A 25,491-nucleotide genomic window follows, 5' to 3' on the forward strand; every position below is an offset into this window, starting at 1 on the left:
CTCGCAAGAGCTCACGATTTGAACCCGACCTCCCTAGGTGTCGGGTCCGATTAGATGGCGTCGATACCGGTCTCGCCGGTCCGGATGCGGACGACTTCTTCGACATTCGAAACGAAGATTTTTCCGTCGCCGATGCGGCCCGTCTGGGCTGCATTGCGGATGGCGTCGATGACGGCCTCCACGTTTTCATCGGCCAGTACCACTTCGACCTTCACCTTCGGCAGAAAGTCCACGACATATTCGGCGCCGCGATAAAGCTCTGTATGGCCCTTCTGGCGACCGAAGCCCTTGGCTTCCGTCACGGTGATACCCTGCAAGCCGACTTCCTGAAGGGCTTCCTTCACTTCATCGAGCTTGAAGGGCTTAATGATCGCTTCGATCTTTTTCATGAGAAAATTTCTCTCCGCTTCCTCAGTAAAGCAGGATGAGCCCCGCCCGCCGGGCTGGATGCATGGAATGTGCCAGTTATTTGCAGATTTGTTGCAAAATTACCGTCTTCCTCCGTCCGACAGGGCAAATCTCCTGCAAAACGGGCGGAAAAGCCAGCCCGAATTGTAGGAAATAACGCTTCCAGCCAATCTTTTTTCCAAAGCCTCTCTATTCTTAACCGCCTGTGTCAACTGCACAAAACACCACCTCAATGCGCAACATCTGTGCAGATGCACTGAATTTCACCAAAGTGGGCCTGCCTCAAATCGTGCAGCTTTGCTCGCGCCGTGATTTCTGCTCTAACGAGTTGCATGATGCTCCCGAGACCAGAGATCTTGTTGACCCCGACCAAGATGTCGCGCGTCGATGCCGCCGCGATAGCCTCCGGAATCAGCGGCCAGGCGCTGATGTTGCGCGCCGGCGAGGCGGTGGCGGCATGTGTCTTGCGCCACTATCCGGCTGCTCTTCGCTTCGCGGTCTTGTGTGGCCCTGGCAACAATGGCGGCGATGGCTATGTGGCCGCCGACGCGCTAGTTCGTTGCGGCGCCAATGTCCGGGTTTTTGCCTTGGGAGACCAGGAACGACTGCGTGGTGACGCCAGGATCGCCAGGGCGGGATGGTCGGGACGGGTAGAGGCGCTCGAAGCTTACATGCCCCAGGCGGGCGATGTGGTGATCGATGCTGTGTTCGGCGCAGGTCTCGCACGGGACGTTCCGGACCTGGTGCAACAGGCAATCGCAGACGTGACAGCTGCGGCTATTCCCGTAATTGCGGTCGATCTGCCCTCGGGCATCGATGGCGCGAGCGGCAAGCTTCGCGGCGCGGCCTTCCGGGCTGAGCGCTGCGTCACCTTTGTCACCCGAAAGCCGGGTCACGTCCTTCTTCCGGGGCGCGATCATTGTGGCACCGTCGAGGTTTTCGACATCGGCATCCCGCACAGGATCGTCGCGGCCGAGGCGGCAGGGCTGTGGGTCAACGGCCCCGCGCTATTTCAGTCTTTCCGCCGCCCGCGATCGGCGGAGGATCACAAATATCGCCGCGGCCATCTGACGGTCTTCTCGGGCCCGGCCATTTCGACCGGAGCGGCACGCCTGTCGGCCGGTGCGGCACTGAAGGCCGGCGCGGGACTGGTAACGCTGGCGTCTCCGAGCGATAGCCTCGCGGTCAACGCAGCCCATCTGACTGCGGTGATGCAGACGGCAATGGACACGCTGGCCGACGTCGAAAGCTGGCTCATCGACCAGCGGCGCAACACCTTCGCGCTTGGACCGGGATTCGGCGACAGAGACAAGGCGCGGAGCTATGCTGTGGCTATCGCGCGCAGTGGGCGCAATCTGGTGCTGGATGCCGACGGAATTTCCGCCTTCTCCGGCGATGCAAGTGCACTTCGTGAAGCCTTCGAAGGCTCGGCAGGCCAACTCGTCATCACGCCACACGAGGGAGAATTCACCCGTCTTTTCCCGGACATCGCCCGCGGCGACGGCGGCAAGGTCGAGAAGGCCCTCGCGGCGGCAAGGGCGATCAGCGGCATCGTCGTCTACAAGGGCGCCGATACCGTGATCGCATGTCCCGATGGTCGCACGGCGATCGAGGAACAAGCCCCGGCCACGCTTGCCACTGCCGGCTCCGGCGACGTGCTGGCGGGCATCATCGCTGCCAATCTCGCCAATGGCATGCCAGCTTTCGAAGCGGCCTGTGCCGGCGTCCATCAACATGGCCAGGCGGCGAGGCGGGCGGGCGAGGGGCTTACGGCCGAGGATCTGGTCTCCCATGTCCTGCCGGCCTGACATCACCCGCGTGAGAGCAGTCTAGAGCTCTGCCGGTTGCACCAGCCGGCTGCGCCTGAGCAGGCCTTCGCCCTCAAGCAAGGGATAGGCGATCGAAACGAAAAGCGAATTGATCTCCTTCAGATCCCGCATCGTGTCGATGTGCAAAGAGCTTGATTCGAAGCTGGCCGCATTGCCCTGCCGCAATCGCTGCAGATGGCTTTCCTCGCTGGTCTTGACCAGGTTGCGGATCGCTTCCTTGCGGGCGACGAGCTGGCGCGCATGGCCGATGTCGCGCGTCACCAGCAGGTTGAAGGCGAGATGGGCGTTCTGCACCACCTCGTCATGCATGGCACAAAGCTCGGCCCACCCCTCGGCGGAGAACGCGACATTGCGCTCGTTCTTCTTGCGCGCCCGCGTCAGCATGTTCTGCGAAATGATGTCCGCTGCCTGCTCGATCTTGATTGTCGCACCCAGCAGGTTCTGGCATTGGGCCGCAGAACCCGGGTCGAGCGCCGTCTGCGAAATGCGGGCGAGGTAGAACTTGATGTCGCGGTGGATCGTGTCGATCTGGTCATCCAGCGCCTCGATCCTTTGAGTCTTCTTCGCGTCCCAGCGCTCGTAGAGCTCGAATATGCCGTTGAGCATGATTTCGGTCTTGTCGCAGACTGTCAGAACCTCGCGTGTCGCATTGGATATCGCCTGCTGTGGATTGGTCAGATCCATCACATTCAGTGCCGAGAAGCGGTCGTCATTGGCGGCTCTCTCTTCAGAACCCGCCAGCATCCGTTCCAGCACGGCAGCGACAAGGCCCGCAAAGGGAAGTCCGAGCACGAGAACGGCGCCGTTCATTGCCAGATGCACCATCACGACGGAATCCCCGGGATGAGCGGAGAAAACCGATGGGCTGACCGCAAAGACGAATTGCGCGGCCAGCGCAATCAGCGTCATCATCCCACGGATGACCACATTGCCGAGCGGCACGATCCGGGCATTCGCCTCGGCATTTTTCGTAAGGAGCGCTGCAATGATCGCGGCGCCGAAATTGATGCCGAGCACCAGCGGAATGATCAGGGCGTCTGGCAGAAGATTCTGGTCGGCGAGCGATGCGACGAGCAGTACCGCCGCCACGCTGGAATGGAATGCCCAGGCGAGCAGGGCGGCCAGCACGAAGGCGCTGATCCAGTCGGCCGCGAGATAGTTGAACAGGACGGGCAGGATCCTGCTCTCGCGCAGCGGTTCCGATGCCTCGCCGATCAGGCGCAGAGACAGGAGAAGGAGGCCGAGCCCGAACAGGATTCGCCCGATCTGCCGCCAGCCCCGCGCCTCGGAAGCGCGAAAGGCGATGGTCCCGGCAAGCAGCAGCACGGGGACGAGCAGCGAGAGATCGTAGCGCAAGATCCGCACGACAAAGGCGGAGCCGAAATCCGCGCCGAGCAGCGTCGCAACCCCGATGGCTGGCAGGACGTAGCCAGCGGCCGAAAAGGAGGCAACGATCAGGGCGACGGCCGTTGCACTTTGCAACGCCACCGCAAACAGGAATCCGGCAAAGGCTGCGGAGAACCGATTGCCGACGGCATGCCGCAGCTTGTCCTTCAGGACCCCGCCATAGGCTCGCTCGATCCCCGTGCGAACCATGCGCGTTGCCCAGAGAAGCAGCGCCACCGCGCCAGCGAGATGAATGAAGACGGCGATGCCAGACATGAAGTGCCCCGAACTCTGAAACGCTGGACGTGCACGCCCAAAGAGGAAAGCATGCCGACCCAGGGCGCGGACACGGCCGCGACTCTGCGACCGAGCCTAGTCCAGTTTCGCCAATGTCACAAATTGACCGATGCGAAGACGTTCGAAGTGGTCACCCGACCCGCTTCTGCAACTCGATCGCGCCTTTCGGCGCGTTCACCTTGCCGCCCGAGATGAAGAAGGCAAAGACATCGCGTGGGATCTGCTCCGCAGGTTTGTCTCCGGCAATGAGCGTGAGGTCCTCGGGTGTACCCCCTGCGGCATAAGTCTCGAACCGGCCAGACCAGGCGTCGAGATCGTTCGCGGGATAGCAGGTTGGCGTTTCGTCCGCCCCCTTCTGCAGGCGGGCATAGACGAAGTCCGCCGTGGGGTCGGCGAACATCGGATAGTCGTGGTGGTCGGCACATACGGCCGCGACACCATGTCGGCGCAGCATGTCGATAAACTCCGGGACCTGGAAGCTTTCGTGCCGGGGTTCGACGACATGACGCAGTGGCAACCCATTCAGCTCTTTCGGCAGCAGGCCGAGAAAGGCCTCGAAATCCTCAGCGTCGAATTTCTTCGTGCCCATGAACTGCCACAGGATTGGCCCCAGATGCGGTCCGAGCTCCTCGATGCCCTGGTGCAGGAATTTCTCAACCGAGGGCCCGGCCTCGGCCAGGATCTTCCTGTTGGTACAGAACCGGCTGGCCTTTAGCGAAAATACGAAATTGTCAGGCACTTCTGACGCCCATTTGGCAAAGGTTGCCGGCTTCTGGCTGGAATAATAGGTGCCGTTGACCTCGATCGCGGTCAGCTGCCGGCTGGCATATTCGAGCTGTCGCTTCTTGGGCAGATCAGAGGGATAAAAACTGTCATCCCAGGGGTCGAAGGTCCATCCCCCGATGCCGGTGCGGATAATGCCGGATTTGGTCATGAAATGCCTCCCGCTATGCAAATTAGGTAATTGGCTAAATCAGAAGCGGACTCTGCAAAAAGGCAGGGTCCCCTCAGTCTCGGTGGCGGCGGATCACTCCGCCGCCTGCGCCTTCTTCACCGGCCGCCGCTGCAGCAACTCCTTGAGGAACTGCCCTGTATAGGAGGACTCGACCTTGACCACCTCTTCCGGTGTCCCCTGTGCCACGATCTGGCCGCCGCCATCGCCACCTTCCGGACCGAAGTCGAGGATGTAGTCGGCTGTCTTGATGACCTCGAGATTGTGTTCGATGACGACGACAGAATTGCCCTGGTTCACCAGTTCCTGCAGCATTTCCAGAAGTTTGGCGACGTCGTGGAAGTGCAGGCCGGTGGTCGGCTCGTCGAGAATATAGAGCGTGCGGCCCGTCGAGCGCTTCGACAGCTCCTTGGCAAGCTTGACGCGCTGCGCCTCGCCACCCGACAGCGTGTTCGCCTGCTGGCCGACCTTGATATAGCCGAGACCGACATCGAACAGCGCCTGCAGCTTGTCGCGGACGGCGGGGACGGCCTGGAAGAACTCGACACCCTCCTCGACCGTCATGTCGAGCACATCGGCGATCGACTTGCCCTTGAAGGTCACGTCCAGTGTCTCTCTGTTGTAGCGCTTGCCGTGGCAGACGTCGCAGGTGACATAGACATCGGGAAGGAAATGCATCTCGATCTTGATCACGCCGTCGCCCTGGCAGGCCTCGCAGCGGCCGCCCTTGACGTTGAACGAGAAGCGGCCTGCCTGATAGCCGCGTGCTTTCGCTTCCGGCAGACCGGTGAACCAGTCGCGGATCGGAGTGAACGCGCCGGTATAGGTCGCCGGATTGGAGCGCGGCGTGCGCCCGATCGGCGACTGGTCGATATCGATCACCTTGTCGATGAATTCAAAGCCGTCGATGCGCTCGTGTTCGGCCGGATTTTCACGCGCGCCCATGACACGCCGCGCCGCCGCCTTGTAGAGCGTCTCGATCAGGAAGGTCGACTTGCCGCCACCCGATACGCCGGTCACAGCCGTGAACACGCCGAGCGGGATCGAGGCCGTAACGTTCTTCAGATTGTTGCCCTTGGCGCCGACGACCTTGATCTGCTGACCCTTTTTCGGCTTGCGCCGCTGCGCCGGAACGCTGACGCCCATTTCGCCCGTCAGGTATTTGCCCGTCAGCGATTTCGGATGCGCCATGATGTCCTGCGGCGAGCCTTGCGCGATCACCTGACCGCCATGGATGCCGGCTGCAGGGCCGATGTCGACCACATAGTCGGCGCTCAGGATCGCATCCTCGTCATGCTCGACGACGATCACCGTATTGCCGATGTCGCGCAGATGTTTCAGCGTATCGAGCAGCCGCGCATTGTCGCGCTGGTGCAGGCCGATCGACGGCTCGTCGAGCACGTAAAGCACGCCGGTCAGGCCTGAGCCGATCTGTGACGCCAGACGGATACGCTGGCTCTCGCCACCCGACAGCGTGCCGGAATTGCGCGACATGGAGAGATAATCGAGGCCGACATCATTGAGGAAGCGCAACCGCTCACGGATCTCCTTCAGCACGCGCACGGCGATTTCGTTCTGCTTGTCGGTCAGCTTGGCCGGCAGGTCTTCGAACCAGGAGCCCGCATTGCGGATCGCCATATTGGTCACCTGGCCGATATGCAGGCCATTGATCTTGACTGCCAGCGCCTCGGGCTTCAGGCGGAAGCCGTTGCAGGCGGGGCAGGGGGCCGCCGACATGAAGCGCTCGATTTCCTCGCGCGCCCAGGCGCTGTCGGTCTCCTTCCAGCGCCGCTCGAGGTTTGGCACGATGCCTTCGAAGGTCTTGGTCGTGGTGTAGGATCGCGCCCCGTCGGCATAGTGGAAGTCGATCTTCTCTTCTGTGCCGTGCAGGATCGCCTGGTGCGCCGCGTCTGAAAGATCCGACCACTTCGACGTCAGCTTGAAGCCGAACGCCTTGCCGAGCGCCTCGAGGGTCTGATTGTAGTAGGGCGAGCTGGACTTGGCCCAGGGCGCAATCGCCCCGTCACTGAGCTTGCGATGCACTTCCGGAACGATCAGCGCCTCGTCGATCTTCTGTTGTGAACCAAGCCCATCGCAGGTCGGGCAGGCGCCGAAAGGGTTGTTGAAGGAAAACAGACGCGGCTCGATTTCCGGAATGGTGAACCCGGAGACGGGGCAAGCGAACTTTTCCGAAAACAGCACCCGTTCATGCGTTTCATTCAGCGACTTGTTGGCCGAACCGCCGGCCGATGTTTCCTCGGGCGGCAGGGGCTTGTCTGCGAATTCTGCCACCGCCAGTCCGTCGGCAAGCCGAAGGCAGGTTTCCAGACTGTCCGCCAGACGGCTCGCAATATCCGGCCGCACCACGACGCGGTCGACGACCACATCGATGTCGTGCTTGTATTTCTTGTCGAGCGTCGGCGCGTCCGCGATCTCGTAGAACTGCCCGTCGACCTTGACGCGCTGAAACCCCTTCTTCATCAGCTCGGCGAGTTCCTTCTTGTACTCGCCCTTTCGGCCGCGGATCATCGGCGCAAGGATGTAAAGGCGGGTGCCCTCCTCATAGGCCAGGATGCGGTCCACCATCTGGCTCACCGTCTGGCTTTCGATCGGCAGCCCCGTCGCCGGCGAATAGGGAACCCCGACGCGGGCGAAGAGCAGTCGCATGTAGTCGTAGATTTCGGTGACCGTGCCGACCGTCGAACGCGGATTGCGCGACGTCGTCTTCTGCTCGATCGAGATTGCCGGTGAAAGTCCCTCGATCTGGTCGACATCGGGTTTCTGCATCATCTCGAGAAACTGTCGGGCATAGGCCGACAGGCTCTCGACATAGCGTCGCTGGCCCTCCGCATAGATCGTGTCGAAGGCAAGCGACGACTTGCCGGAGCCGGATAGCCCCGTCATCACGATCAGGCTGTTGCGCGGCAAATCCAGGTCGATGCCCTTCAGATTGTGCTCGCGCGCGCCACGGATGGAGATAGTCTTGAGTTCGCTCATGTCAGGCTCTGATCGGCAAAGGGAAGGGCAGGGTTCCGGGGGGAACTGTCCTTATGTAGTCAACGAAGCCCTTGAGTCGAGGCACAAGGTGCGACCGATGTGGAATTTCGATTCTGTTGACAGGATCATAGGGAAATAATAGAACAAATAAAGAACATTTTCGCTGTGGATTTAAACCGGTCACCGCCCACTCGCTGCATCGGATGGGATAAGGTGACATTTGATTGGATTTTCAACGCCGCGGCGGCGCGGCAGTAAGGTGAGTGTCATGGCTGGTAGCGTCAACAAGGTCATTCTGATCGGCAATCTCGGAGCCGATCCCGAAATTCGCCGGACCCAGGACGGCCGGCCGATCGCCAACCTGCGCATCGCGACGTCGGAAAGCTGGCGCGACAAGAACAGCGGCGAGCGCAAGGAAAAGACCGAATGGCATTCGGTCGTCATCTTCAACGAAGGTCTGTGCAAGGTCGCCGAGCAATATCTGAAGAAGGGCTCGACCGTTTACATCGAAGGCCAGCTGCAGACCCGCAAGTGGCAGGATCAGACCGGCAATGACCGCTACTCGACGGAAGTGGTCCTTCAGGGCTTCAACGGCAACCTGACCATGCTCGGTGGCCGCGGCGATGGCGCTGGCGCTTCGCGTGGAGGCGACATGGGCGGCGGTGACTTCGGTGGCGGTTATGGCGGTGACTACGGCGCGCCGGCGCCCTCGCGCGGCGGCTCCACGAGCGGCGCCAGCCGCGGTGGCAGTGCCCCCTCGGGCGGTTTCTCCCGCGATCTCGACGACGACATTCCGTTCTGAGCCGGCAAGGCTCGACACGCTTAAGATGAAGTGAGTGAACGCCCTGCGCAGTCAGGGCGTTTGTGTATCAGCATGCGAGGCAAGGCTGCCCTCATTCACCGAGGTCGCCGCGCAGACGCTGGAGATCGGCCTCGATCGGCAGAGCCTTTTCGGCGCGCGAAAGCGCCAGGATGGCTTGGCGCCGGGCCGCGGCGCGGAAATCTCCGTTTCCGAGCCTGCTCAGTGCCGCAAGGCATTTCTGCAGCCGAAGCTGGACCTCCACCTGCGCCGCACCATCGCGGGCAATCGTCATGAAGGCATCTTCGAAGAGGTCGTCGGCCGTGAGCGGCGGAACGGAGACGCGGGAAAATTGCAGTTCCTGATCTTCAACCGGCTCAGACCATTTGCTGAGCAGTCGGGTGGCCCGGCCGATCACGTCGATCGCCGTGCCCGGATCGTTTACCGCCGGAGACAGGGCGCGCTGTGCTGTCTCGCTCAGCACCACCAGTCCGAACCGTGGATCCTGATCGAAGCTGCGCACATTGCCGATGGTCACGGCATACCGCAGAGAATCATTCAGTTCGTCGTCTTCATCCTCATCCTCATGCGGCTCGGACTTGCCGGCGTCCAGATAAGCGATGACGGTGTCTCGATAGACGAAGGCGCCGGGATTGAGCAGAAGATGGATCTCGCCGTCCATCCTTTCGGCCAGCCTGGAAAGCGCCTGCATGTCGATATGCTGGACATATCCGATGGCGTCGGCCTCGACTGGTATCATGCTGTCGAACCTCTTCCGGACGCCGGTCGGCAAAGGCTTTCCACCGAGATAGGGATTGTGCCGTCTGGCGTCGATGGCGCGCGCCGCCGCATCTTCGATCCGGTCCGTCGCATCACCAACCCGGCCGAGCTTGGTCAGATGGTCGATCCAGCGCAGGAGCTGGAAGACGATGAGCGCAATAACCCCGATCGTCACGACGAACAGAATGACGCGGCCCTTTTCGCCATAGGCGCCGGTCTGCAGCACGACGATACCGACAATGCCATACAGGAACGAGCCGACGAAGGTCGAAAGCACGTTCTGTGTCATGCGGTCCTCGACCAGCAGCGTTGTCGCGCGCGGCGTGACATTGCTGGTCGCAGACGCATAGGCCGAGGTCATCGCACTGACTGAGAAGGTCGTGACGGCCAGCATGCTGGAGGCGATGATGTTGAGGATCGTGTCGACGGAGTCTGCATTGATCGACCCCGGGATGTCGAAAGGCACGAAACGCTCGGCGACTGTCGCAAGGACTGCGGCCAGCACGCCGACCGCACCGATTGCCGACGCGCGGACCCACAGGCGTCGGCTGAATTGCTTCAGGATGAATCGCCAGCGGCTGGAGACGGCTTCTTGTGTCATGACGGACTTTCTTCAACCGATAAAGGCGGACTTCACCCCGTCAACGACGAACTGTACGGAAAGTGCCGCCAGCAATACGCCGAGAAGACGGGTCAGCAAGGCTCGTCCCGTGACGCCGAGGAAGCGATTGAGACGTTCGGCAAGATAGAGCGAGACGAAAACAAGTCCGAGTACAACGCCGATCACCGCGATCAGTTGCAGCTTGCCGATGAAGCCATCGACGGTGCCAGAAATCAGAACCGTGGCCGAAATGGCGCCAGGGCCGGCGATCAGCGGAATGGCGAGCGGGAAGACGGCAAGGTTGTGAATGTGGTCCTTGGTGATTGCGTCACCGGTCGTCTTTTCCTTGCGCTCGTTGCGTTTCTCGAAAATCATCTCGAAGGCGATGGCGAACAGCATCAAGCCGCCAGCGATACGGAAGGCGCCCATGGAAATGCCGAGCGCACCGAGAATGCTGGCGCCGAACAATGCAAACACGGTCAGAATGGCAAAGCCCATGACCGAGCCCCGAATGGCGACCACCTGGCGCTGCGCCCGCGTCATGCCCTGGGTGAGGCCGAGAAAGAGCGGCGCCAGCCCCGGCGGATCGACCGTGACGAGAAGGGTTGTAAACGCGCTGATCATCGTTTCGGTCACGGCCATGGCGTATCGTTCTCCTGTGCGAGCCTCCATAAAGCCGAAGCCTTGGTGGCCTTGCAAGGCTGGCCCCCAAGATATTGAGGGAAATGCCTTTCCCGCGCCGTAAAAGCCTGTTTATAACCAGCCTCGAAATTGGCGCTTTCGCGCATGTTCCGTTATAGATTTCCCAGTGATTCCGAACAGAGATCGTGACCTGATTTGACTGAGCAAAGCACTCCCGGCGGCGGCAAGTTCCCGCAAGGCATCGAGCCTATTTCCATCATGGAGGAAATGCAGCGGTCCTATCTCGATTACGCGATGAGCGTGATCGTGAGCCGCGCGCTTCCCGACGTGCGTGACGGGCTCAAGCCCGTGCATCGCCGCATCCTCTACGGCATGAATGAGCTCGGGCTCGACTGGAACAAGAAATACGTCAAGAGCGCCCGCGTCACGGGTGACGTCATGGGTAAATATCACCCGCATGGCGACTCCGCGATTTATGACGCGCTGGCCCGCATGGCGCAGCCATGGTCGCTGCGCATGCCGCTCATCGACGGCCAGGGCAATTTCGGCTCCGTCGATGGCGACCCGCCGGCCGCCCAGCGTTACACGGAATGCCGCCTCCAGAAGGTCTCGCACGCGCTGCTCGACGATCTCGACAAGGAGACCGTCGATTTCCGCGACAACTATGACGGCACCATGTCGGAGCCCGTCGTGGTTCCCGCCAAGTTCCCGAACCTCCTGGTCAACGGAGCCGGCGGCATCGCGGTCGGCATGGCCACGAACATCCCGCCGCACAACCTCGTCGAAGTCCTCGACGGCTGCACGGCGCTGATCGACAACCCGGCGATCGAATTGCCGGAACTGATGCAGATCATTCCGGGCCCCGACTTTCCGACAGGCGCCATGATCCTCGGTCGGTCGGGCATCCGCTCGGCCTATGAAACCGGCCGCGGCTCCGTCGTCCAGCGTGGCGTCGCCCGCGTTGAGCCGATGCGAGGCGACCGCGAACAGATCATCATCACCGAGATCCCCTATCAGGTGAACAAGGCGACGATGATCGAGAAGATGGCCGAACTCGTGCGCGAAAAGCGCATCGAGGGCATCTCCGACCTGCGTGACGAATCCGACCGCGACGGCTACCGTGTCGTCATCGAGCTGAAGCGTGACGCCGTGGCCGATGTCGTTTTGAACCAGCTTTACCGCTACACCCCGCTGCAGACCTCGTTTGGCTGCAACATGGTGGCCCTGAACGGTGGCAAGCCGGAACAGCTGACGCTGCTCGACATGCTGCGTGCCTTTGTTTCCTTCCGCGAGGAAGTCGTCAGCCGCCGCACCAAGTATTTGCTGCGCAAGTCGCGCGACCGCGCCCATGTCTTGGTCGGTCTCGCAATCGCCGTTGCCAATATCGACGAGATCATCGCCCTGATCCGCAGCGCGCCGGATCCGGCGACCGCCCGCGAACAGTTGATGACGCGCCGCTGGCCGGCCAAGGACGTGGAATCGCTGATCCGCCTGATCGACGATCCGCGCCACAGGATCAACGACGACCTGACCTACAACCTCTCGGAAGAGCAGGCCCGGGCCATCCTCGAACTGCGTCTTGCCCGCCTGACGGCACTCGGTCGCGACGAAATCGACGAGGAGCTGAACAAGATCGGCGCCGAGATTTCCGATTACCTCGACATTCTCTCCTCGCGCGTCCGCATCCAGCAGATCGTCAAGGACGAATTCACCGCAATCCGCGACGAATTCGGCACGCCGCGCCGCACCCAGATCGTCGACGGCGGTCCGGATATGGACGACGAGGATCTGATTGCCCGCGAAGACATGGTCGTCACCGTGTCGCATGCCGGCTACATCAAGCGCGTGCCGCTGACGACCTATCGGGCCCAGCGCCGTGGCGGCAAGGGCCGTTCCGGCATGGCGATGAAGGATGAGGATTTCGCGACCCGCCTGTTCGTCGCCAATACCCACACGCCTGTGCTCTTCTTCTCCTCGCGCGGGATCGTCTACAAGGAAAAGGTCTGGCGTCTGCCGATCGGCACGCCGACATCGCGCGGCAAGGCCATGATCAACATGTTCCCGCTGGAGCCCGGCGAGCGCATCACCTCGATCATGCCGCTGCCCGAGGATGAAACGAGCTGGGCAAACCTCGACGTCATGTTCTCGACGACGCGTGGCACGGTTCGCCGCAACAAGCTGTCCGACTTCATCCAGGTCAATCGCAACGGCAAGATCGCGATGAAGCTCGAGGAAGAGGGCGACCAAATCCTCGGCGTCGAGACCTGCACCGAGCATGACGACGTGCTTCTGACCACCGCGCTCGGCCAGGCGATCCGTTTCCCGGTCGATGAAGTGCGTGTCTTTGCCGGCCGCAATTCGATCGGGGTCCGTGGCATGACCATGGCTGAAGGCGATCGCCTGATCTCCATGACCATTCTCGCCCATGTCGATGCCGAACCCTGGCAGCGTGCAGCCTATCTGAAGCGATCTGCGGCCGAACGCCGGGCCATGGGCGTCGACGAAGACGACATCGCGCTGGTCGGCGAGGAAGTCGGCGCCGAAGGCGAACTGGCGGAAGGTCACTACCAGGAGCTCAAGGCCCGCGAGCAGTTCGTGCTCACGGTCTCGGAAAAGGGCTACGGCAAGCGTTCGTCCTCCTATGACTTCCGCACCTCTGGCCGCGGTGGCAAGGGTATTCGCGCCACCGACACCTCGAAGACGACGGAAATCGGCGAACTGGTCGCGGCTTTCCCAGTCGAGGAAAATGATCAGCTCATGCTGGTTTCCGATGGTGGTCAGCTGATCCGCGTACCCGTGAACGGCATCCGCATTGCGAGCCGCGCCACCAAGGGTGTGACGATCTTCTCGACGGCCAAGGATGAAAAGGTCGTATCGGTCGAACGCATCACGGAGCCGGAAGCCGATGATGAAGTCATCGAGGCCGCGGAGGTCACAGAGGGCGAGGGCACAGCCGCTCCGACCCCCGACGTGACCTCGACCGACAGCGGGGAAGCCCCGACGGAATGATCGAAGGCCGGCCCGCAACGGCCGGCTTTCGTCCAGAACAAATAAGACAAACGAAAAGCCCGCCGGACAATGTCCGAGCGGGCTTTTTGCTGGAGGTCTGCATCAAGTTTGTCGCGGTCTTGCTTGGGCCGGCGTGTGGATCCGCCTGCTGTGACCGCTTGGGATCGGTCTCAGAATGCCTTGCGGCGTTCCATCATGGCCCGGAAATCATCGTCTTCCCGCTTCAGAGCCGCAATCGCCGAGACGACCGAGGCCACGAACATGCCGCTGATCAGGGCAGCCAGAACCGATAGGGTGATGAACATGGCGTTTCCTTTCTTTCTCAGCGTGTTGTTGCGTCTCTAGCGGCGAAGGTCCGATGAAAGATTAGTGGCCGAAGCTGTGGTATCGAGCCGTCATCGGTGGTCCGTAGAAAGCAGCGTCACCGCTGTCCTTGATGTAAAAGGTTGCGGAGGTGGCAACCATGGCAGTCATCATCATCATCCACACGAGGTTGATCAGGGTAACTTTGTCATGCATTGCTTTAGTCCTTTGAATGCCGGCATTCACAGCCGTAAAATGCTTGAGTGGGGAAATGGTTCCCGCACAGTGTAGGAAGGTGTTTACCAACGCCCCCCTGAAGTCCTCTTGAACACGCTGTTCATCTGCCGTTCATCTTCGTAGCGAATTTGCTGCGCTTCCCATTGATCGCGAACGACCATCAGCCCGAGTTCGACGAGAAGCGAGGCGACGATAGCGAAGGCGATGAGAAGAACCAGCATGGGAACGACCTTGAAATGGTATGTTCGATTGACGATACCGTTTTAGGCAAACGCGTCTGAAGTGGCCTTGAATGGGACGTTCATCTGCCGTTCAGCGGCAGAAACCGGCTTGCCGGGAGCGTGATCGTGCGGCCGGGATCATCGGACAGCGCTTGCGATATCGGCCCTTCCATGACAAAAGGCGGTCGAACAACCGACGGGTTCCCATGGCGACCGCATTCTATCCAGGCTCCTTCGATCCGATGACCAACGGGCATCTCGATGTGCTCGTTCAGGCGTTGAACATCGTCGATCGTCTCGTCGTCGCGATCGGCACGCATCCGGGCAAGACGCCGCTCTTTACCTATGAGCAGCGTGCGGATCTGATCCGCGCCTCGCTGGCTGAAATCCTGCCGGGTCGGGCAGGGGACCTTGAGGTCGTCTCCTTCTCCGATCTCGCCGTGGATGCCGCCCGCCGGCATGGTGCCCGCATCATGGTGCGCGGCCTGCGTGACAGTACGGATTTCGACTACGAGATGCAGCTTGCCGGGATGAATGCCAGGATGGCGCCGGAACTGCAGACCGTCTTTCTGCCGGCAGCGACCGCCTCCCGGCCCATAACCGCCACATTGGTTCGGCAGATCGCCGCAATGGGTGGGGATGTCGCTCCCTTCGTGCCGGCCCCGGTGCTGGCCGCCCTCAATTCCAGACACCGCGGCTGAGCCGCATCTATTGATAAAGGGAGTGATCATGAAGCTCGTTCAACTCGCAACCGCGTTCCTGCTGGCCATCGCCGGCTTCGGTTCCGCTCAGGCTCAGTCCAACGAGGACTTCCTGACCATCCAGCTGAAGGACGGCCCGGTCGTGATCCAGCTCATGCCGGACGTGGCGCCCAAGCACGTCGCGCAGATCAAGGATCTCGCCGTCAAGGGCGAATACGACAACGTCGCCTTCCATCGCGTGATCGAGGGCTTCATGGCCCAGACCGGCGATGTCCAGTTCGGCGACATGGAAAACGGTTTTGAGCCCGGCCGCGCCGGCACCGGTGGCTCCAGCCTGGGTGATATCCCGGCTGAGTTCTCCAGCGTGCCCTTCGAGCGCGGTACGGTCGGCATGGCCCGCAGCCAGGATCCGAATTCCGCCAATTCGCAGTTCTTCATCATGTTCGCCGAGGGCGGCTTCCTGAACGGCCAGTATACGGTCGTCGGCAAGGTCGTGGCCGGCATGGAATATGTCGACAAGATCAAGCGTGGCGAAGGCGGCAACGGCGAAGTCGCCGATCCCGACCGCATGATCAAGGTCACCGTCGGTCGCAACTGATACACCAAGGGCCAGACGCCCAAATACAAGGAGAAAACCCATGGCCGAGATCAAGGATCCGGAAAACACCATCCTGATGGAAACCACCAAGGGCAAGGTCGTCATTGCGCTCTTCCCGGACCTGGCCCCCGGCCATGTCGCTCGCATCAAGGAATTGTCGCGCGAAGGTGCCTATGACGGTGTCGTCTTCCACCGCGTCATTCCCGATTTCATGGCTCAGACCGGCGACGTCCAGTACGGCAAGAAGGGTGGCGAGAGCTTCAACCCCGGCCGTGCCGGCATGGGCGGCTCTGACAAGCCGGACCTGAAGGCCGAATTCTCGGCCACGCCGCATGTCCGCGGCACTTGCTCCATGGCCCGTTCGCAGAATCCGAATTCGGCCAACTCGCAGTTCTTCGTCTGCTTCACCGACGCTCCCTGGCTCAACAAGCAGTATTCCGTCTGGGGCCAGGTCATTGAAGGCATGGACATCATCGATCAGATCAAGAAGGGCGAGCCAGTCAGCGACCCCGATTCGATCCTGTCGATGAAGGTTGCCGCCGACGCCTGATCGGCCTACAGCACACGAAGCCCGCCACGGTGCGCAGCGCCCTGGCGGGTTTTCGCGTTTAGCCCCGCCATGACAGACCCGAACAGATAACGATGCGTGTAGACCTTTTCGATTTCGACCTGCCGGATGACAACATCGCGCTGAGGCCTGCAAGCCCGCGTGATCATGCCCGCTTCCTGGTGGTTCGCCCGAATGCGACCCCGGTGCTCGAAGATCACCATGTCTATGATCTGCCGTCCTTTCTGAGGCCTGGCGATGCGCTCGTGTTCAACGACACCAAGGTGATCCCGGCCCAGCTCGAGGGCATACGGCACCGCGAAGGCGCGGAAGAAATCGCCGTCTCCTGCACGCTGCATATGCGCGTTGGCGCCAGCCGCTGGAAAGCCTTTGCCAAGCCCGGCAAGCGCATCAAGCCAGGTGATCGCATCGATTTCGGGGTGGGGCAGGGCAACAGCGCCGTCTGCCTGCTCGGCTCGCTCGTCGCGACCGTCGCCGAAAAGGGTGACGCCGGCGAGATCGACCTCGCCTTCGACCTCTCCGGCCCCGATCTCGACCAGGCGATCGCTAGCGTCGGCCATATCCCGCTACCGCCCTATATCGCCGCCAAGCGGCCGGAGGACGGACGAGATCGCGCCGACTACCAGACCATCTATGCCCGCGAAGAAGGTGCCGTTGCGGCCCCGACCGCCGGCCTGCATTTCACACCTGACCTCTTCGCCAGGCTCGACGCCGCCGGCATTGAACGCCACTTCGTCACCTTGCATGTGGGCGCCGGCACCTTCCTGCCGGTCAAGGCGGACGACACGGCCGACCACAAGATGCATCAGGAAATCGGCCATATTGACGCGACCACGGCCGCAGCCCTCAATGCCGTTCGTGCGCGAGGCAACCGCGTCATTGCCGTCGGCACGACTTCGCTTCGCCTGCTCGAAAGTGCCGCCGAGGACAATGGCCACATCCCCGCCTGGTCGGGTGCGACCGGCATCTTCATCACGCCCGGCTATCGCTTCAAGGCGGTGGACATGCTGATGACCAATTTCCACCTGCCCAAATCCACGCTCTTCATGCTGGTCTCCGCCTTTGCCGGCCTCGACACGATGCGCGGCGCCTATGCGCATGCCATCGAGACCGGCTACCGCTTCTACTCCTACGGCGATTCCAGCCTGCTCTTCCGGAAAGACGACTGACCGATGTCCGAGAATTTCACATTCAATCTGAAGGCCACCAGCGGCAAGGCCCGTCTCGGTGAGATCACCATGCCGCGCGGCACGATCCGCACTCCAGCCTTCATGCCTGTCGGCACCGTCGGAACGGTCAAGGCCATGTATCTCGACCAGGTCAAGGAAGGCGGTGCCGATATCATCCTCGGCAACACCTACCACCTGATGCTGCGCCCCGGCCCGGAACGCGTTGCCCGCCTCGGCGGTCTGCATGAACTCATCCGCTGGCCGGGCCCCATCCTTACCGATTCCGGCGGCTTCCAGGTCATGTCGCTGTCGGGCCTGCGCAAGCTCGACGAGCAGGGCGTCACCTTCAAGAGCCATGTCGACGGCTCGCTCCACCACATGTCGCCGGAACGATCGATCGAGATCCAGGGGCTGCTCGATTCGGACATTCAGATGCAGCTTGACGAATGCGTGGCGCTGCCCAACGAACCCCGCGAAATCGAGCGGGCCATGGAACTGTCGCTGCGCTGGGCAGAGCGCTGCCGCGTGGCCTTCGCCACCCAGCCCGGCAAGGCCATGTTCGGCATCGTCCAGGGCGGCGACCAGCCGGGCTTACGCATCCGCTCGGCCGAAGGCCTGAAGCAGCTCGACCTCAAGGGCTATTCCATCGGCGGCCTCGCCGTTGGAGAGCCGCAAGCCGTCATGCTGGAAATGCTCGGTATCACGCTTCCGGTCCTGCCGACGGAAAAGCCGCGATACCTCATGGGCGTCGGCACACCGGACGACATGCTGAAATCCGTCGCCGAAGGCATCGACATGTTCGACTGCGTCATGCCGACAAGGTCCGGCCGCCATGGCCTTGCCTTCACGCGGCGCGGCAAGGTCAACATCCGCAACGCCCGCCATGCCGAAGACATGCGCCCGCTCGACGAACAATCCTCCTGCCCGGCGACCCGCGATTATTCGCGTGCCTATCTGCACCACCTCGTGCGCTCGAACGAGGCTCTCGGCGGGATGCTGCTCTCCTGGAACAATCTGAGCTATTATCAGGAACTGATGCAGGGCATCCGCCAGTCCATCGCCGAGAACCGCTTCGAGGATTTCAAGGCCGAAACCATCGAGACCTGGGCGCGCGGCGACATCGACCCGAAGTGATGGGCGCAGAGGGGCAGGGCAGCGTTTGTCCTGTCCGCGCCCCTCAGATGCCTTGACTGTTGGTCTCGCGCATTATGCGCACGCCATTGATCGCAAACTGCCCATCACGCTGCCGCTTCAGTTCGTAATACACCGCCCAGTCCTTTCCGTCGGGCGCCGAGATCAGGACTTCCTGATAGGCGATCGTCCCGTCGGGCGAGACCTGGTTGCGCCCAAACGCGTAATTGCCCGGCCGGTAAACCGGCGCGTAGCTTTTTTTCACCATCTCGAAGAAGCGTTCCGCGTTCGGAAACACCGACTTGATCTCCGGCGACGCAAAGGAGTAGGCGGTCGTCGCATCATCGTTGAGAAAGGCGGTGATCTGTTGTTCGATCACGTCCTTGGCGAGACCGGCGACACCAATACTTTCCTCCTGCTGGGCGAAGGCCGGGGCATTGACAATGCCGGCCACGAGAAAGATCGCAATTCCAATTCGCATGCGCATCATCATCCCCTTGCTTTAGAAAGTCCGAAACAAAAGGATAGGCGGATTCGTGACGATGAAAAGACCGTTCAAGTGGAAGTGAGCGCGTTTGCCCTCACATGAAGGGCATCACCGGTACCAGAGTGTGGGCAGGTAGAGCGTCAGTTGCGGGAACACCGTGATCAGCAGCAACACCGTCATCAGAGGGATGAGGAATGGCGCCGTCGCTCTCACAGTCTTCTCGATCGAGAGGTTGGATACCCTCGCCAGCACGAACAGGACCATGCCGATCGGTGGTGTGATGAGGCCGATCATCAGGTTGAGCACCATCACCACGCCGAACTGAACCGGGTCGATACCCACATGCAGGACGGCCGGCATCAGGATCGGGACGAGAATGGAGATCGCTGCAATCGTTTCCATGAAGCAGCCGACGATCAGGATGATGACGTTGATGATCAGCAGCAGCATGATCGGATCGTCGGTGATTGTCAGCAGGAGTTCCGTGAATTGCGCCGTCACCTGGGTGACCGTCAGGACCCAGCCGAACAGCGAGGCTGCAGCAACGATGACCAGCACCGAGGCGGTTGTTTCGATCGTCTGGATCGTGATCTGGTAGAAACGTTTCACCGACAAGGTGCGGTACACGACGAAGCCGAGGATGAGAGCCCAGGCGCAGGCGGCGATCGCAGCCTCTGTCGGCGTGAATGCACCCGTCGCGATTCCGCCGATGATGATCGCAGGCGTGAGCAGGGCCGGCACGGCATTCAGGGCACTCCTCGCCAGGACCCGCAATCTGAACGCCTGATCGGCGCCGATCTTGTGCCGCCATGAATACCAGGTGATGTAGGCCATCAGCGAGCCTGCCATCAGCAGGCCCGGAATGAAGCCCGCCGCAAACAACTGCCCGATGGAGACATTGGCCATGACGCCGAAGATCACCATGGGCAGGGACGGGGGGATGATTGGCCCGATGGTCGAGGACGCAGCTGTCACGCCGACCGCGAGATGGTCATTGTATCCCCGGTCCCGCATCGCCTTGACCTCGATCGTCCCGAGCCCGCCGGCATCGGCCACAGCCGCGCCCGACATGCCGGCGAAAATGACCGATGCGATCACGTTGACATGGCCAAGCCCGCCCTTCAGCCAGCCGACAGCCGCTGTGGCAAAGTCGAAGATCCGGTTCGTAATGCCGGCGGAATTCATCAGATTGCCCGCCAGAATGAAGAAGGGAACGGCAATCAGCGGAAAGCTGTCGACGCCACCCACCATTCGGTGGAGCACGACGAAATCCGGCAGGTTTCCAATGAAATGCGTATAGGCAAGGGATGCACCGCCCAATGCCACAAAGACAGGCACGCTGACCAGCAGCAGCCCGAAGAACACCATGAGAAGCAGGACCATCGACAGACCTCAATCGAACATCTGCGACGGGTCCGAAACCGGATCCCAGCCGCGCTTGGCATTGGAAATGAGAGCCTGAACCGCCCGCCAGAGCATAAGCAGGCAGCCAACGAGCACGCCGCCATAAACCACACTCATTGACACGTCGATCACGGTCATCCGCTGGATCATCATGCGTTGGGTCAGGTTCCAGGCGAACCAGACCAGCAGGATGACGAAGCTAAGCGTGATCATGTCGGCCACGAACCGCAACACCCTTGCAACGTTCGGCGGCATCATGTCCACGATCACTTCTACCGCGATATTGGTACGCCGCCGGAAGACGATCGCCGCGCCGAAAAAGGTCACCCAGATCAACAGATAGCGGCCGATCTCCTCGGTCCAGGCGACCGAGTCATTCAGCACATAGCGGCTGAAGAACTGCAGAAAGGTGACGCCGCCCAGGATCCAGAACAGGCAGAAGGCGAGAACGTCATCGATTCGGAAAATGAGCGGCGGATCGGCCTCGTCCTCGACATGCAGGATGGCGGCTGGCTTTGCAGCCTCGTCTTGCGGCTCGTGTGTCATGCGCTGTCTCCGCGCTGGCTGGCATCGAAGCGGCTGCGGCGCATCGCGCCACAGCCAATTCCCGCGAGGGGGTTAGCCCCAGGACTCAGAGCGCCTGCAGCGCGTCATACTGCTCCTGTGACCAGCCGGCGCCGGACTCAGGATCGTTGTGCAGTGGTACTGCAGCATCGATGAACGGCTTGCGATCGATCTCGACCACCGTCTTTCCGAGCGTCCGGAATTCGTCGGCAAGACGGCCCTCCGAGGCGCGGATGTCTGCGGTCGCCCGCGAAGCCGCTTCCTTCAAGACTTCGTCCATGATCGTCTTCTGCTCGTCCGACAGTTGCGCCATCACATGGCCGCCGACGATGGTCAGCAGCGATTCCGTGATGTGGCCGGTCAGCATGATATGGCTTTGAACTTCGTAGAATTTCTTGGCCATGATCGTCGGCAGAGGGTTTTCCTGCCCGTCAACCGTACCCTGCTGCAGGGCGAGATAGACTTCGGCGAAAGCGATCGGTGTCGCATTCGCGCCGACGGATTTGGTGAACATCAGGAAGAGCGGGGCAGGCGGCACGCGCAACTTCATGCCCTTCATGTCTTCCGGCTTGGTCACCTCGCGGTTGGCCGTCAGGTGCCGCTGGCCGTAATAGGTGAGGGCATGCACCTTGTGACCTGTGGCACTGTCATACCCGCCTGCGATCTCCTTGAAGAGGTCGCTGTCGCGATAAGCCTGCCAATGGTCGAAATCCCGCAGGATGAACGGCGCATTGGAGATCGCGATCGGCTTGTGGATCGCGCCGGCAAAGGCCACGCCCGTATAGATGATGTCGACGGTCCCGAGGCCGAGACCTTCATTGATCTGGTTTTCATTGCCGAGCTGCGAGGCGGGGAAGACCGAGATTGAGATCTCGCCATTGGTCCGCTTCTTGATTTCCTCGGCCGCCCATACCGCCTGGTTGTGATAGGGTTCGCTCGTCTCGTAGACATGCGCCCATTTCAATTCCATGGCCGACTGCGCCGGTCCTGCGAAGATGCCAGCCAAAGTGAGTGTTGCGATTGCGAGCGAAGCGCCCCTGCGGGTCAGTTTCATGATCAGTCCTCCCAATGCCGGCGGTCCCGGCCGTTCCTCCGAATGATCGTCCAGTCGCGCACTTCAGCGGCACTTCGCCTGGCGCTGGCGTCCCGCGTGCCTCCACATGCGTACCCCCTGTCCGTGGCCGGGACGCGAACTGCGTCACACCCAACCTGTCGTACAAGTAAATCGAGCGCTGGGGATGGTCAACAGACAACTGAAATTGCCTGGTAATTGCTGAGGCATTTGCGGCTGCCGTCCCAAAAGGAGCGCGGCGGACAAGGGCGTCGCTTCGCGGCTCTGGTCGCAATACGCGCAACGAGACGCATTCTCCGAAACCGATCCCACGATAGTCTGTCGCGGATAAAGTGGCGGGTAGGGTGCTCGACAGCCTCTGCACCATGCCTTGCTCGCCGCCCAAAATCCGCTAGAAGGCTTGGATGCCTTTAGAACCGCAACGGATCCCCTGAGTATGCGTCTCTTCCTCGGATCCGATTTCCACGTTGATTATCAGGAGAACCTGGATTGGTTGCGCGCACTCTCGCGCTCCGAATTCACCGACGACGTCCTGATCGTGGCCGGAGACCTCTCGGACGAGGTTGATCTCGTGAAGGCTTGTTTCGACGAACTGCTGCCGCGTTACGCCAAGCTCGTCTTTCTGCCCGGCAATCACGACCTCTGGACGTCGCGCAGCGGGAAGGGGCCATCATTCGACAAGTTCGAGACGCTCAATGCGCTCTGCCGGGGCTACGGCATCGAGACCGGGCCCCTCACGGTCGGCCGGACGCTTATCGTCCCGTTGCTTGCCTGGTATGATTATTCCTTTGGCGAGCCCGGACCCATGATCCGGCGCGGCTGGATGGATTTCTACAAGTGCAACTGGCAAGGCCTGACACCACCGGAGGTCGCCGCCCGGTTCGACGCGATGAACGTGATCCCGGAGACATCAGGCTTCGAAGCCGTCTATAGCGTCTCGCATTTCGTGCCGCGCCTCGATCTCATGCCGGCGCGCTATCCGGAGAAACACAAGGCTCTGTTTCCGGTGCTCGGCACCGACCGTCTGGAAGCCCAGATCCGCCGGCTCGGCTCGTCGAAGCATTTCTACGGACACAGCCACCTAAACCGCAACAAGGTGATCGACGGCGTGACCTATATCAACAACGCATTCGGCTATCCTTCGGAGGCAGAGATCTCGGCCAAGACCATCCTGCATGTCGCGGATCTCTGAGGGCCGAGGGAATGCCAAGCGAGCGCCTACATCACTACACACAAAGATCGCATAAGATAGATTATGGAACTAATCTACATATAGAGATGGCAGGCACTGTGGGCTGCGACAGTCGGTCAGCCCTCGACAATTGAAAGCCACAAGGCTTGTCACGCAATCAACAGCCGCGCACCGGCATCAGCGATGGCCTGGGCGATTTCGGCCGATGGAGCTTTGTCTGTCGCAAGCTCGGAGATCGCCTCGAAGCCGCAAACGCGCACGAGCCCATCGCGGCCGAATTTGCTGTGATCGGTAACGACAAGCGTTCGCTGCCCGCGCATCAGGACCGTGCGGGCGAATTCCGCTTCCTCGAGATCATAGTCCATCATGCCATGTGTGTTGACCGCGCCGGTCGAGATGATGGCATGGGTCACGGAGAAGCGACTGATGAAGTCGATCGCCGTACTGCCGAAGGCCGCACCATTGTCGCTGCGCAATTCTCCGCCTGCCATATAGACCCGGTTATCGTTCAAGGTCGCCAGGGTCCGGGCAATGTCGGAGGAATTTGTAACGATCGTCAGGCGTCGGTGACCGATCAATTCCCGCGCCAGGAAGCTCGTCGTGGTGCCTGTATCCAGCATGATGGAATCGCCGTCCCGGATCGTTGCTGCCACGGCCGCAGCAATCACCCGTTTCGCCTCGCTGTTCTCACGCATTCGTCTCTCGAACGGTGCTTCGCCGATCGTCGACGCAAGGCCGACGGCGCCATGCATCTTGATCAGGGAGCCGCTGTCGGCCAACGGCTTGATGTCGCGCCGGATCGTCTCCAGCGACACATCGAGTTTACGTGCCAGGAGCGACAGGGCCACGCTTCCCTCGTGCTCCAGCACCCGCATGATTTCCCGCTGTCGCTTTGAAGGCGGCATGACGCTCTCTCTCCCCACACCCAATGTTACGGCCGCTCGTTAGCGCGCCATGCGTCCAGTCGCAACCAATTACCACACATTCGGTCAAAAAAGCACAAAATGCCACAAATCGACATTGACAAGTCCGTACGCTTGATCCGAGACTGACGTCATACACACGCTCGTCATCAGATATGAAAAATACGGGGAACGACGACCGGGTGCCTTGCCAGTTCTATGGATTTTCAACGGGCTCTACTGGGAGAACTCGAATGCCTCATCTTGACCGCATGCCGAGGACCATCGCGACCGCATTGCTGATGTCCGCCTCATTTCTGGCCGTGCCGCTCTCGGCACAGGAATCCACCGATCCGATCAAACTGACGCTGCATGACTGGACGGGCCAGTTGATCACCACCCAGATCATGGGTGAAGTGTTGAAAAAAGCCGGCTATTCCGTCGAATTCGTTCAGGCCGATTATCTCGCACAGTTTGCCGGTCTCGAATCCGGCGATCTCCATGTTGCCATGGAAATCTGGGAGACGACCGGCCGTGAGGCCATGGACGCCGCAACGGCCACAGGCAAGGTCGAGAACCTCGGCGAAACCGGCATGCAGGCCAAGGAAGAATGGTGGTTTCCCGAATACATGAAGGAGAAATGCCCCGGCCTGCCGAATTGGGAGGCGCTGAAGACGGAGGCCTGTGCCGAAGCCTTCTCGACGGCAGAAACGGCACCGAAGGGTCGTTATCTCGGCGGACCGGTCACCTGGGGCGGATTCGACGACGAGCGCGTTGAAGCACTGGACCTCCCCTTCGAGGTCGTTCATGCAGGAACAGACGCGGCGCTTTTTGCCGAACTCGAAAGTGCCTATCAGCGCCAGGCCCCTATCCTCCTCTGGATCTATGCGCCGCATTGGGCGCCGGCCAAATACAAGGGCGAATGGGTCGAGTTCCCGCAATACACCAAGGAATGCTACACCGACGCCGCCTGGGGCTCGAATGCCGATATGGCCTATGATTGCGGCAAGCCTTTCGGTCCGATCTGGAAGGTCGCCTGGTCTGGTTTGAAGGACAAGTGGCCTGGTGCCCATGAAGCCATCAAGGCCTTTAACGTCGGCAATGACGAAATGGGCGCGATGATCACCGAGGTCGATCTCGAGGGCAAGAAGGTCGAGGAGGTCGTCGCCGAATGGGTCGGCGCCAACGAGGCAAAATGGTCGGAGTGGATCAAGAACTAGCCGAACTGGCTCCGGTCGCCTG

24 protein-coding genes are annotated in these 25,491 nt (G+C 61.1%); 10 read left to right on the forward strand and 14 right to left on the reverse strand.

Annotated features, from left to right (window positions below; translation table 11 throughout):
• Positions 1 to 50: 50 nt before the first annotated feature.
• Positions 51 to 389, reverse strand: coding sequence for a P-II family nitrogen regulator (locus LJE98_RS12085; protein ID WP_006727717.1), 339 nt, complete (start codon positions 387 to 389; stop codon positions 51 to 53).
• A 351-nt stretch (positions 390 to 740) separates the two neighbouring features.
• Between LJE98_RS12085 and LJE98_RS12090 the strand changes: the two genes are divergently transcribed.
• Positions 741 to 2,216, forward strand: a complete 1,476-nt coding sequence (locus tag LJE98_RS12090; protein WP_229575471.1) for an NAD(P)H-hydrate dehydratase — start codon at positions 741 to 743, stop codon at positions 2,214 to 2,216.
• Positions 2,217 to 2,237: 21 nt separating this feature from the next.
• Here LJE98_RS12090 and LJE98_RS12095 read toward each other — a convergent pair whose 3' ends face one another.
• The 3 genes from LJE98_RS12095 to uvrA form a co-directional block, all read right to left on the reverse strand.
• Positions 2,238 to 3,899 carry a Na/Pi cotransporter family protein gene (locus LJE98_RS12095; protein ID WP_229575472.1) on the reverse strand — a complete coding sequence of 554 codons (1,662 nt, stop codon included), beginning with the start codon at positions 3,897 to 3,899 and terminating at the stop codon, positions 2,238 to 2,240.
• A 151-nt stretch (positions 3,900 to 4,050) separates the two neighbouring features.
• Positions 4,051 to 4,854, reverse strand: a complete 804-nt coding sequence (locus LJE98_RS12100; RefSeq protein ID WP_229575473.1) for a DUF72 domain-containing protein — start codon at positions 4,852 to 4,854, stop codon at positions 4,051 to 4,053.
• Positions 4,855 to 4,947: 93 nt separating this feature from the next.
• Positions 4,948 to 7,869, reverse strand: coding sequence for an excinuclease ABC subunit UvrA (gene uvrA, locus LJE98_RS12105; protein WP_229575474.1), 2,922 nt, complete (start codon positions 7,867 to 7,869; stop codon positions 4,948 to 4,950).
• Between the two features lie 268 nt (positions 7,870 to 8,137).
• Here uvrA and LJE98_RS12110 point away from each other — a divergent pair, with 268 nt between their 5' ends.
• On the forward strand, positions 8,138 to 8,671 hold the full coding sequence (locus tag LJE98_RS12110) for a single-stranded DNA-binding protein (protein ID WP_229575475.1): 534 nt from the start codon (positions 8,138 to 8,140) through the stop codon (positions 8,669 to 8,671).
• Between the two features lie 91 nt (positions 8,672 to 8,762).
• Here LJE98_RS12110 and LJE98_RS12115 read toward each other — a convergent pair whose 3' ends face one another.
• Both LJE98_RS12115 and LJE98_RS12120 read right to left on the reverse strand, forming a co-directional pair.
• On the reverse strand, positions 8,763 to 10,049 hold the full coding sequence (locus tag LJE98_RS12115) for a DUF2254 domain-containing protein (protein WP_229575476.1): 1,287 nt from the start codon (positions 10,047 to 10,049) through the stop codon (positions 8,763 to 8,765).
• A 12-nt stretch (positions 10,050 to 10,061) separates the two neighbouring features.
• Positions 10,062 to 10,691 carry a MarC family protein gene (locus tag LJE98_RS12120; RefSeq protein ID WP_229575477.1) on the reverse strand — a complete coding sequence of 210 codons (630 nt, stop codon included), beginning with the start codon at positions 10,689 to 10,691 and terminating at the stop codon, positions 10,062 to 10,064.
• A gap of 195 nt (positions 10,692 to 10,886) precedes the next feature.
• Between LJE98_RS12120 and gyrA the strand changes: the two genes are divergently transcribed.
• Positions 10,887 to 13,700, forward strand: coding sequence for a DNA gyrase subunit A (gene gyrA / locus LJE98_RS12125; RefSeq protein WP_229575478.1), 2,814 nt, complete (start codon positions 10,887 to 10,889; stop codon positions 13,698 to 13,700).
• Positions 13,701 to 13,870: 170 nt separating this feature from the next.
• On the opposite strand, the gene LJE98_RS20165 is transcribed toward gyrA, so the two are convergent.
• The 3 genes from LJE98_RS20165 to LJE98_RS12135 form a co-directional block, all read right to left on the reverse strand.
• Complete coding sequence (locus LJE98_RS20165; RefSeq protein WP_267499031.1) at positions 13,871 to 14,005, reverse strand: hypothetical protein; 135 nt, start codon at positions 14,003 to 14,005, stop codon at positions 13,871 to 13,873.
• A gap of 61 nt (positions 14,006 to 14,066) precedes the next feature.
• Entirely contained in the window at positions 14,067 to 14,219 is a 153-nt protein-coding gene (locus LJE98_RS12130; RefSeq protein WP_162760091.1) for a hypothetical protein, read from the reverse strand.
• An 83-nt stretch (positions 14,220 to 14,302) separates the two neighbouring features.
• A complete protein-coding gene (locus LJE98_RS12135; RefSeq protein ID WP_229575479.1) occupies positions 14,303 to 14,461 on the reverse strand; it encodes a hypothetical protein in 159 nt (52 codons plus the stop codon).
• A gap of 206 nt (positions 14,462 to 14,667) precedes the next feature.
• Here LJE98_RS12135 and coaD point away from each other — a divergent pair, with 206 nt between their 5' ends.
• The 5 genes from coaD to tgt all read left to right on the forward strand — a co-directional run bounded on the left by coaD (position 14,668) and on the right by tgt (position 18,631).
• A complete protein-coding gene (gene coaD, locus LJE98_RS12140) occupies positions 14,668 to 15,162 on the forward strand; it encodes a pantetheine-phosphate adenylyltransferase (protein WP_229575480.1) in 495 nt (164 codons plus the stop codon).
• Between the two features lie 28 nt (positions 15,163 to 15,190).
• Positions 15,191 to 15,760: a peptidylprolyl isomerase gene (locus LJE98_RS12145; protein WP_229575481.1), complete on the forward strand. Its 570-nt coding sequence runs from the start codon at positions 15,191 to 15,193 to the stop codon at positions 15,758 to 15,760.
• A 40-nt stretch (positions 15,761 to 15,800) separates the two neighbouring features.
• Positions 15,801 to 16,310 (forward strand): peptidylprolyl isomerase, encoded by a 510-nt coding sequence (locus LJE98_RS12150; RefSeq protein WP_229575482.1) that lies wholly within the window; start codon positions 15,801 to 15,803, stop codon positions 16,308 to 16,310.
• Positions 16,311 to 16,402: 92 nt separating this feature from the next.
• Complete coding sequence (gene queA, locus LJE98_RS12155) at positions 16,403 to 17,497, forward strand: tRNA preQ1(34) S-adenosylmethionine ribosyltransferase-isomerase QueA (protein ID WP_229575483.1); 1,095 nt, start codon at positions 16,403 to 16,405, stop codon at positions 17,495 to 17,497.
• A 3-nt stretch (positions 17,498 to 17,500) separates the two neighbouring features.
• The gene (gene tgt, locus LJE98_RS12160; RefSeq protein WP_229575484.1) at positions 17,501 to 18,631 is read left to right on the forward strand and encodes a tRNA guanosine(34) transglycosylase Tgt; all 1,131 of its coding nucleotides are present in this window, start codon (positions 17,501 to 17,503) and stop codon (positions 18,629 to 18,631) included.
• Between the two features lie 43 nt (positions 18,632 to 18,674).
• Here the strand turns inward: tgt and LJE98_RS12165 are convergent, their stop codons facing one another.
• The 4 genes from LJE98_RS12165 to LJE98_RS12180 all read right to left on the reverse strand — a co-directional run bounded on the left by LJE98_RS12165 (position 18,675) and on the right by LJE98_RS12180 (position 22,131).
• A complete protein-coding gene (locus LJE98_RS12165) occupies positions 18,675 to 19,121 on the reverse strand; it encodes a DUF4864 domain-containing protein (RefSeq protein WP_267499032.1) in 447 nt (148 codons plus the stop codon).
• Between the two features lie 102 nt (positions 19,122 to 19,223).
• The gene (locus LJE98_RS12170) at positions 19,224 to 20,498 is read right to left on the reverse strand and encodes a TRAP transporter large permease (RefSeq protein ID WP_306424870.1); all 1,275 of its coding nucleotides are present in this window, start codon (positions 20,496 to 20,498) and stop codon (positions 19,224 to 19,226) included.
• Positions 20,499 to 20,507: 9 nt separating this feature from the next.
• Entirely contained in the window at positions 20,508 to 21,065 is a 558-nt protein-coding gene (locus tag LJE98_RS12175) for a TRAP transporter small permease (protein WP_229575486.1), read from the reverse strand.
• An 85-nt stretch (positions 21,066 to 21,150) separates the two neighbouring features.
• Entirely contained in the window at positions 21,151 to 22,131 is a 981-nt protein-coding gene (locus tag LJE98_RS12180) for a sialic acid TRAP transporter substrate-binding protein SiaP (RefSeq protein ID WP_370660344.1), read from the reverse strand.
• 460 nt (positions 22,132 to 22,591) lie between these two features.
• On the opposite strand from LJE98_RS12180, the gene LJE98_RS12185 reads away from it, so the two are divergent.
• Entirely contained in the window at positions 22,592 to 23,347 is a 756-nt protein-coding gene (locus tag LJE98_RS12185; protein ID WP_229575488.1) for a metallophosphoesterase, read from the forward strand.
• Between the two features lie 149 nt (positions 23,348 to 23,496).
• Here LJE98_RS12185 and LJE98_RS12190 read toward each other — a convergent pair whose 3' ends face one another.
• On the reverse strand, positions 23,497 to 24,252 hold the full coding sequence (locus tag LJE98_RS12190) for a DeoR/GlpR family DNA-binding transcription regulator (protein ID WP_229575489.1): 756 nt from the start codon (positions 24,250 to 24,252) through the stop codon (positions 23,497 to 23,499).
• 251 nt (positions 24,253 to 24,503) lie between these two features.
• Between LJE98_RS12190 and LJE98_RS12195 the strand changes: the two genes are divergently transcribed.
• Complete coding sequence (locus LJE98_RS12195; RefSeq protein WP_370660325.1) at positions 24,504 to 25,469, forward strand: ABC transporter substrate-binding protein; 966 nt, start codon at positions 24,504 to 24,506, stop codon at positions 25,467 to 25,469.
• The last annotated feature ends 22 nt before the right edge of the window (positions 25,470 to 25,491 follow it).

This window comes from Rhizobium sp. 'Codium 1' (assembly GCF_020889605.1).
GTDB classification, from domain to species: domain Bacteria; phylum Pseudomonadota; class Alphaproteobacteria; order Rhizobiales; family Rhizobiaceae; genus Allorhizobium; species Allorhizobium algae.

Excerpts from the sequence above, each read along its gene's own strand:
- LJE98_RS12095 (WP_229575472.1), bottom strand. The coding sequence starts at position 3,899 with ATGTCTGGCATCGCCGTCTTCATTCATCTCGCTGGCGCGGTGGCGCTG.
- LJE98_RS12110 (WP_229575475.1), top strand. The coding sequence starts at position 8,138 with ATGGCTGGTAGCGTCAACAAGGTCATTCTGATCGGCAATCTCGGAGCC.
- LJE98_RS12185 (WP_229575488.1), top strand. The coding sequence starts at position 22,592 with ATGCGTCTCTTCCTCGGATCCGATTTCCACGTTGATTATCAGGAGAAC.
- LJE98_RS20165 (WP_267499031.1), bottom strand. The coding sequence starts at position 14,005 with ATGTTCATCACCCTATCGGTTCTGGCTGCCCTGATCAGCGGCATGTTC.
- LJE98_RS12175 (WP_229575486.1), bottom strand. The coding sequence starts at position 21,065 with ATGACACACGAGCCGCAAGACGAGGCTGCAAAGCCAGCCGCCATCCTG.
- LJE98_RS12190 (WP_229575489.1), bottom strand. The coding sequence starts at position 24,252 with ATGCCGCCTTCAAAGCGACAGCGGGAAATCATGCGGGTGCTGGAGCAC.
- LJE98_RS12085 (WP_006727717.1), bottom strand. The coding sequence starts at position 389 with ATGAAAAAGATCGAAGCGATCATTAAGCCCTTCAAGCTCGATGAAGTG.
- LJE98_RS12115 (WP_229575476.1), bottom strand. The coding sequence starts at position 10,049 with ATGACACAAGAAGCCGTCTCCAGCCGCTGGCGATTCATCCTGAAGCAA.
- LJE98_RS12135 (WP_229575479.1), bottom strand. The coding sequence starts at position 14,461 with ATGCTGGTTCTTCTCATCGCCTTCGCTATCGTCGCCTCGCTTCTCGTC.
- queA (WP_229575483.1), top strand. The coding sequence starts at position 16,403 with ATGCGTGTAGACCTTTTCGATTTCGACCTGCCGGATGACAACATCGCG.
- LJE98_RS12130 (WP_162760091.1), bottom strand. The coding sequence starts at position 14,219 with ATGCATGACAAAGTTACCCTGATCAACCTCGTGTGGATGATGATGATG.
- LJE98_RS12090 (WP_229575471.1), top strand. The coding sequence starts at position 741 with ATGATGCTCCCGAGACCAGAGATCTTGTTGACCCCGACCAAGATGTCG.
- LJE98_RS12145 (WP_229575481.1), top strand. The coding sequence starts at position 15,191 with ATGAAGCTCGTTCAACTCGCAACCGCGTTCCTGCTGGCCATCGCCGGC.
- LJE98_RS12195 (WP_370660325.1), top strand. The coding sequence starts at position 24,504 with ATGCCTCATCTTGACCGCATGCCGAGGACCATCGCGACCGCATTGCTG.
- LJE98_RS12150 (WP_229575482.1), top strand. The coding sequence starts at position 15,801 with ATGGCCGAGATCAAGGATCCGGAAAACACCATCCTGATGGAAACCACC.
- LJE98_RS12120 (WP_229575477.1), bottom strand. The coding sequence starts at position 10,691 with ATGGCCGTGACCGAAACGATGATCAGCGCGTTTACAACCCTTCTCGTC.
- LJE98_RS12100 (WP_229575473.1), bottom strand. The coding sequence starts at position 4,854 with ATGACCAAATCCGGCATTATCCGCACCGGCATCGGGGGATGGACCTTC.
- LJE98_RS12170 (WP_306424870.1), bottom strand. The coding sequence starts at position 20,498 with ATGGTCCTGCTTCTCATGGTGTTCTTCGGGCTGCTGCTGGTCAGCGTG.
- LJE98_RS12165 (WP_267499032.1), bottom strand. The coding sequence starts at position 19,121 with ATGATGATGCGCATGCGAATTGGAATTGCGATCTTTCTCGTGGCCGGC.
- coaD (WP_229575480.1), top strand. The coding sequence starts at position 14,668 with ATGGCGACCGCATTCTATCCAGGCTCCTTCGATCCGATGACCAACGGG.
- uvrA (WP_229575474.1), bottom strand. The coding sequence starts at position 7,869 with ATGAGCGAACTCAAGACTATCTCCATCCGTGGCGCGCGCGAGCACAAT.
- tgt (WP_229575484.1), top strand. The coding sequence starts at position 17,501 with ATGTCCGAGAATTTCACATTCAATCTGAAGGCCACCAGCGGCAAGGCC.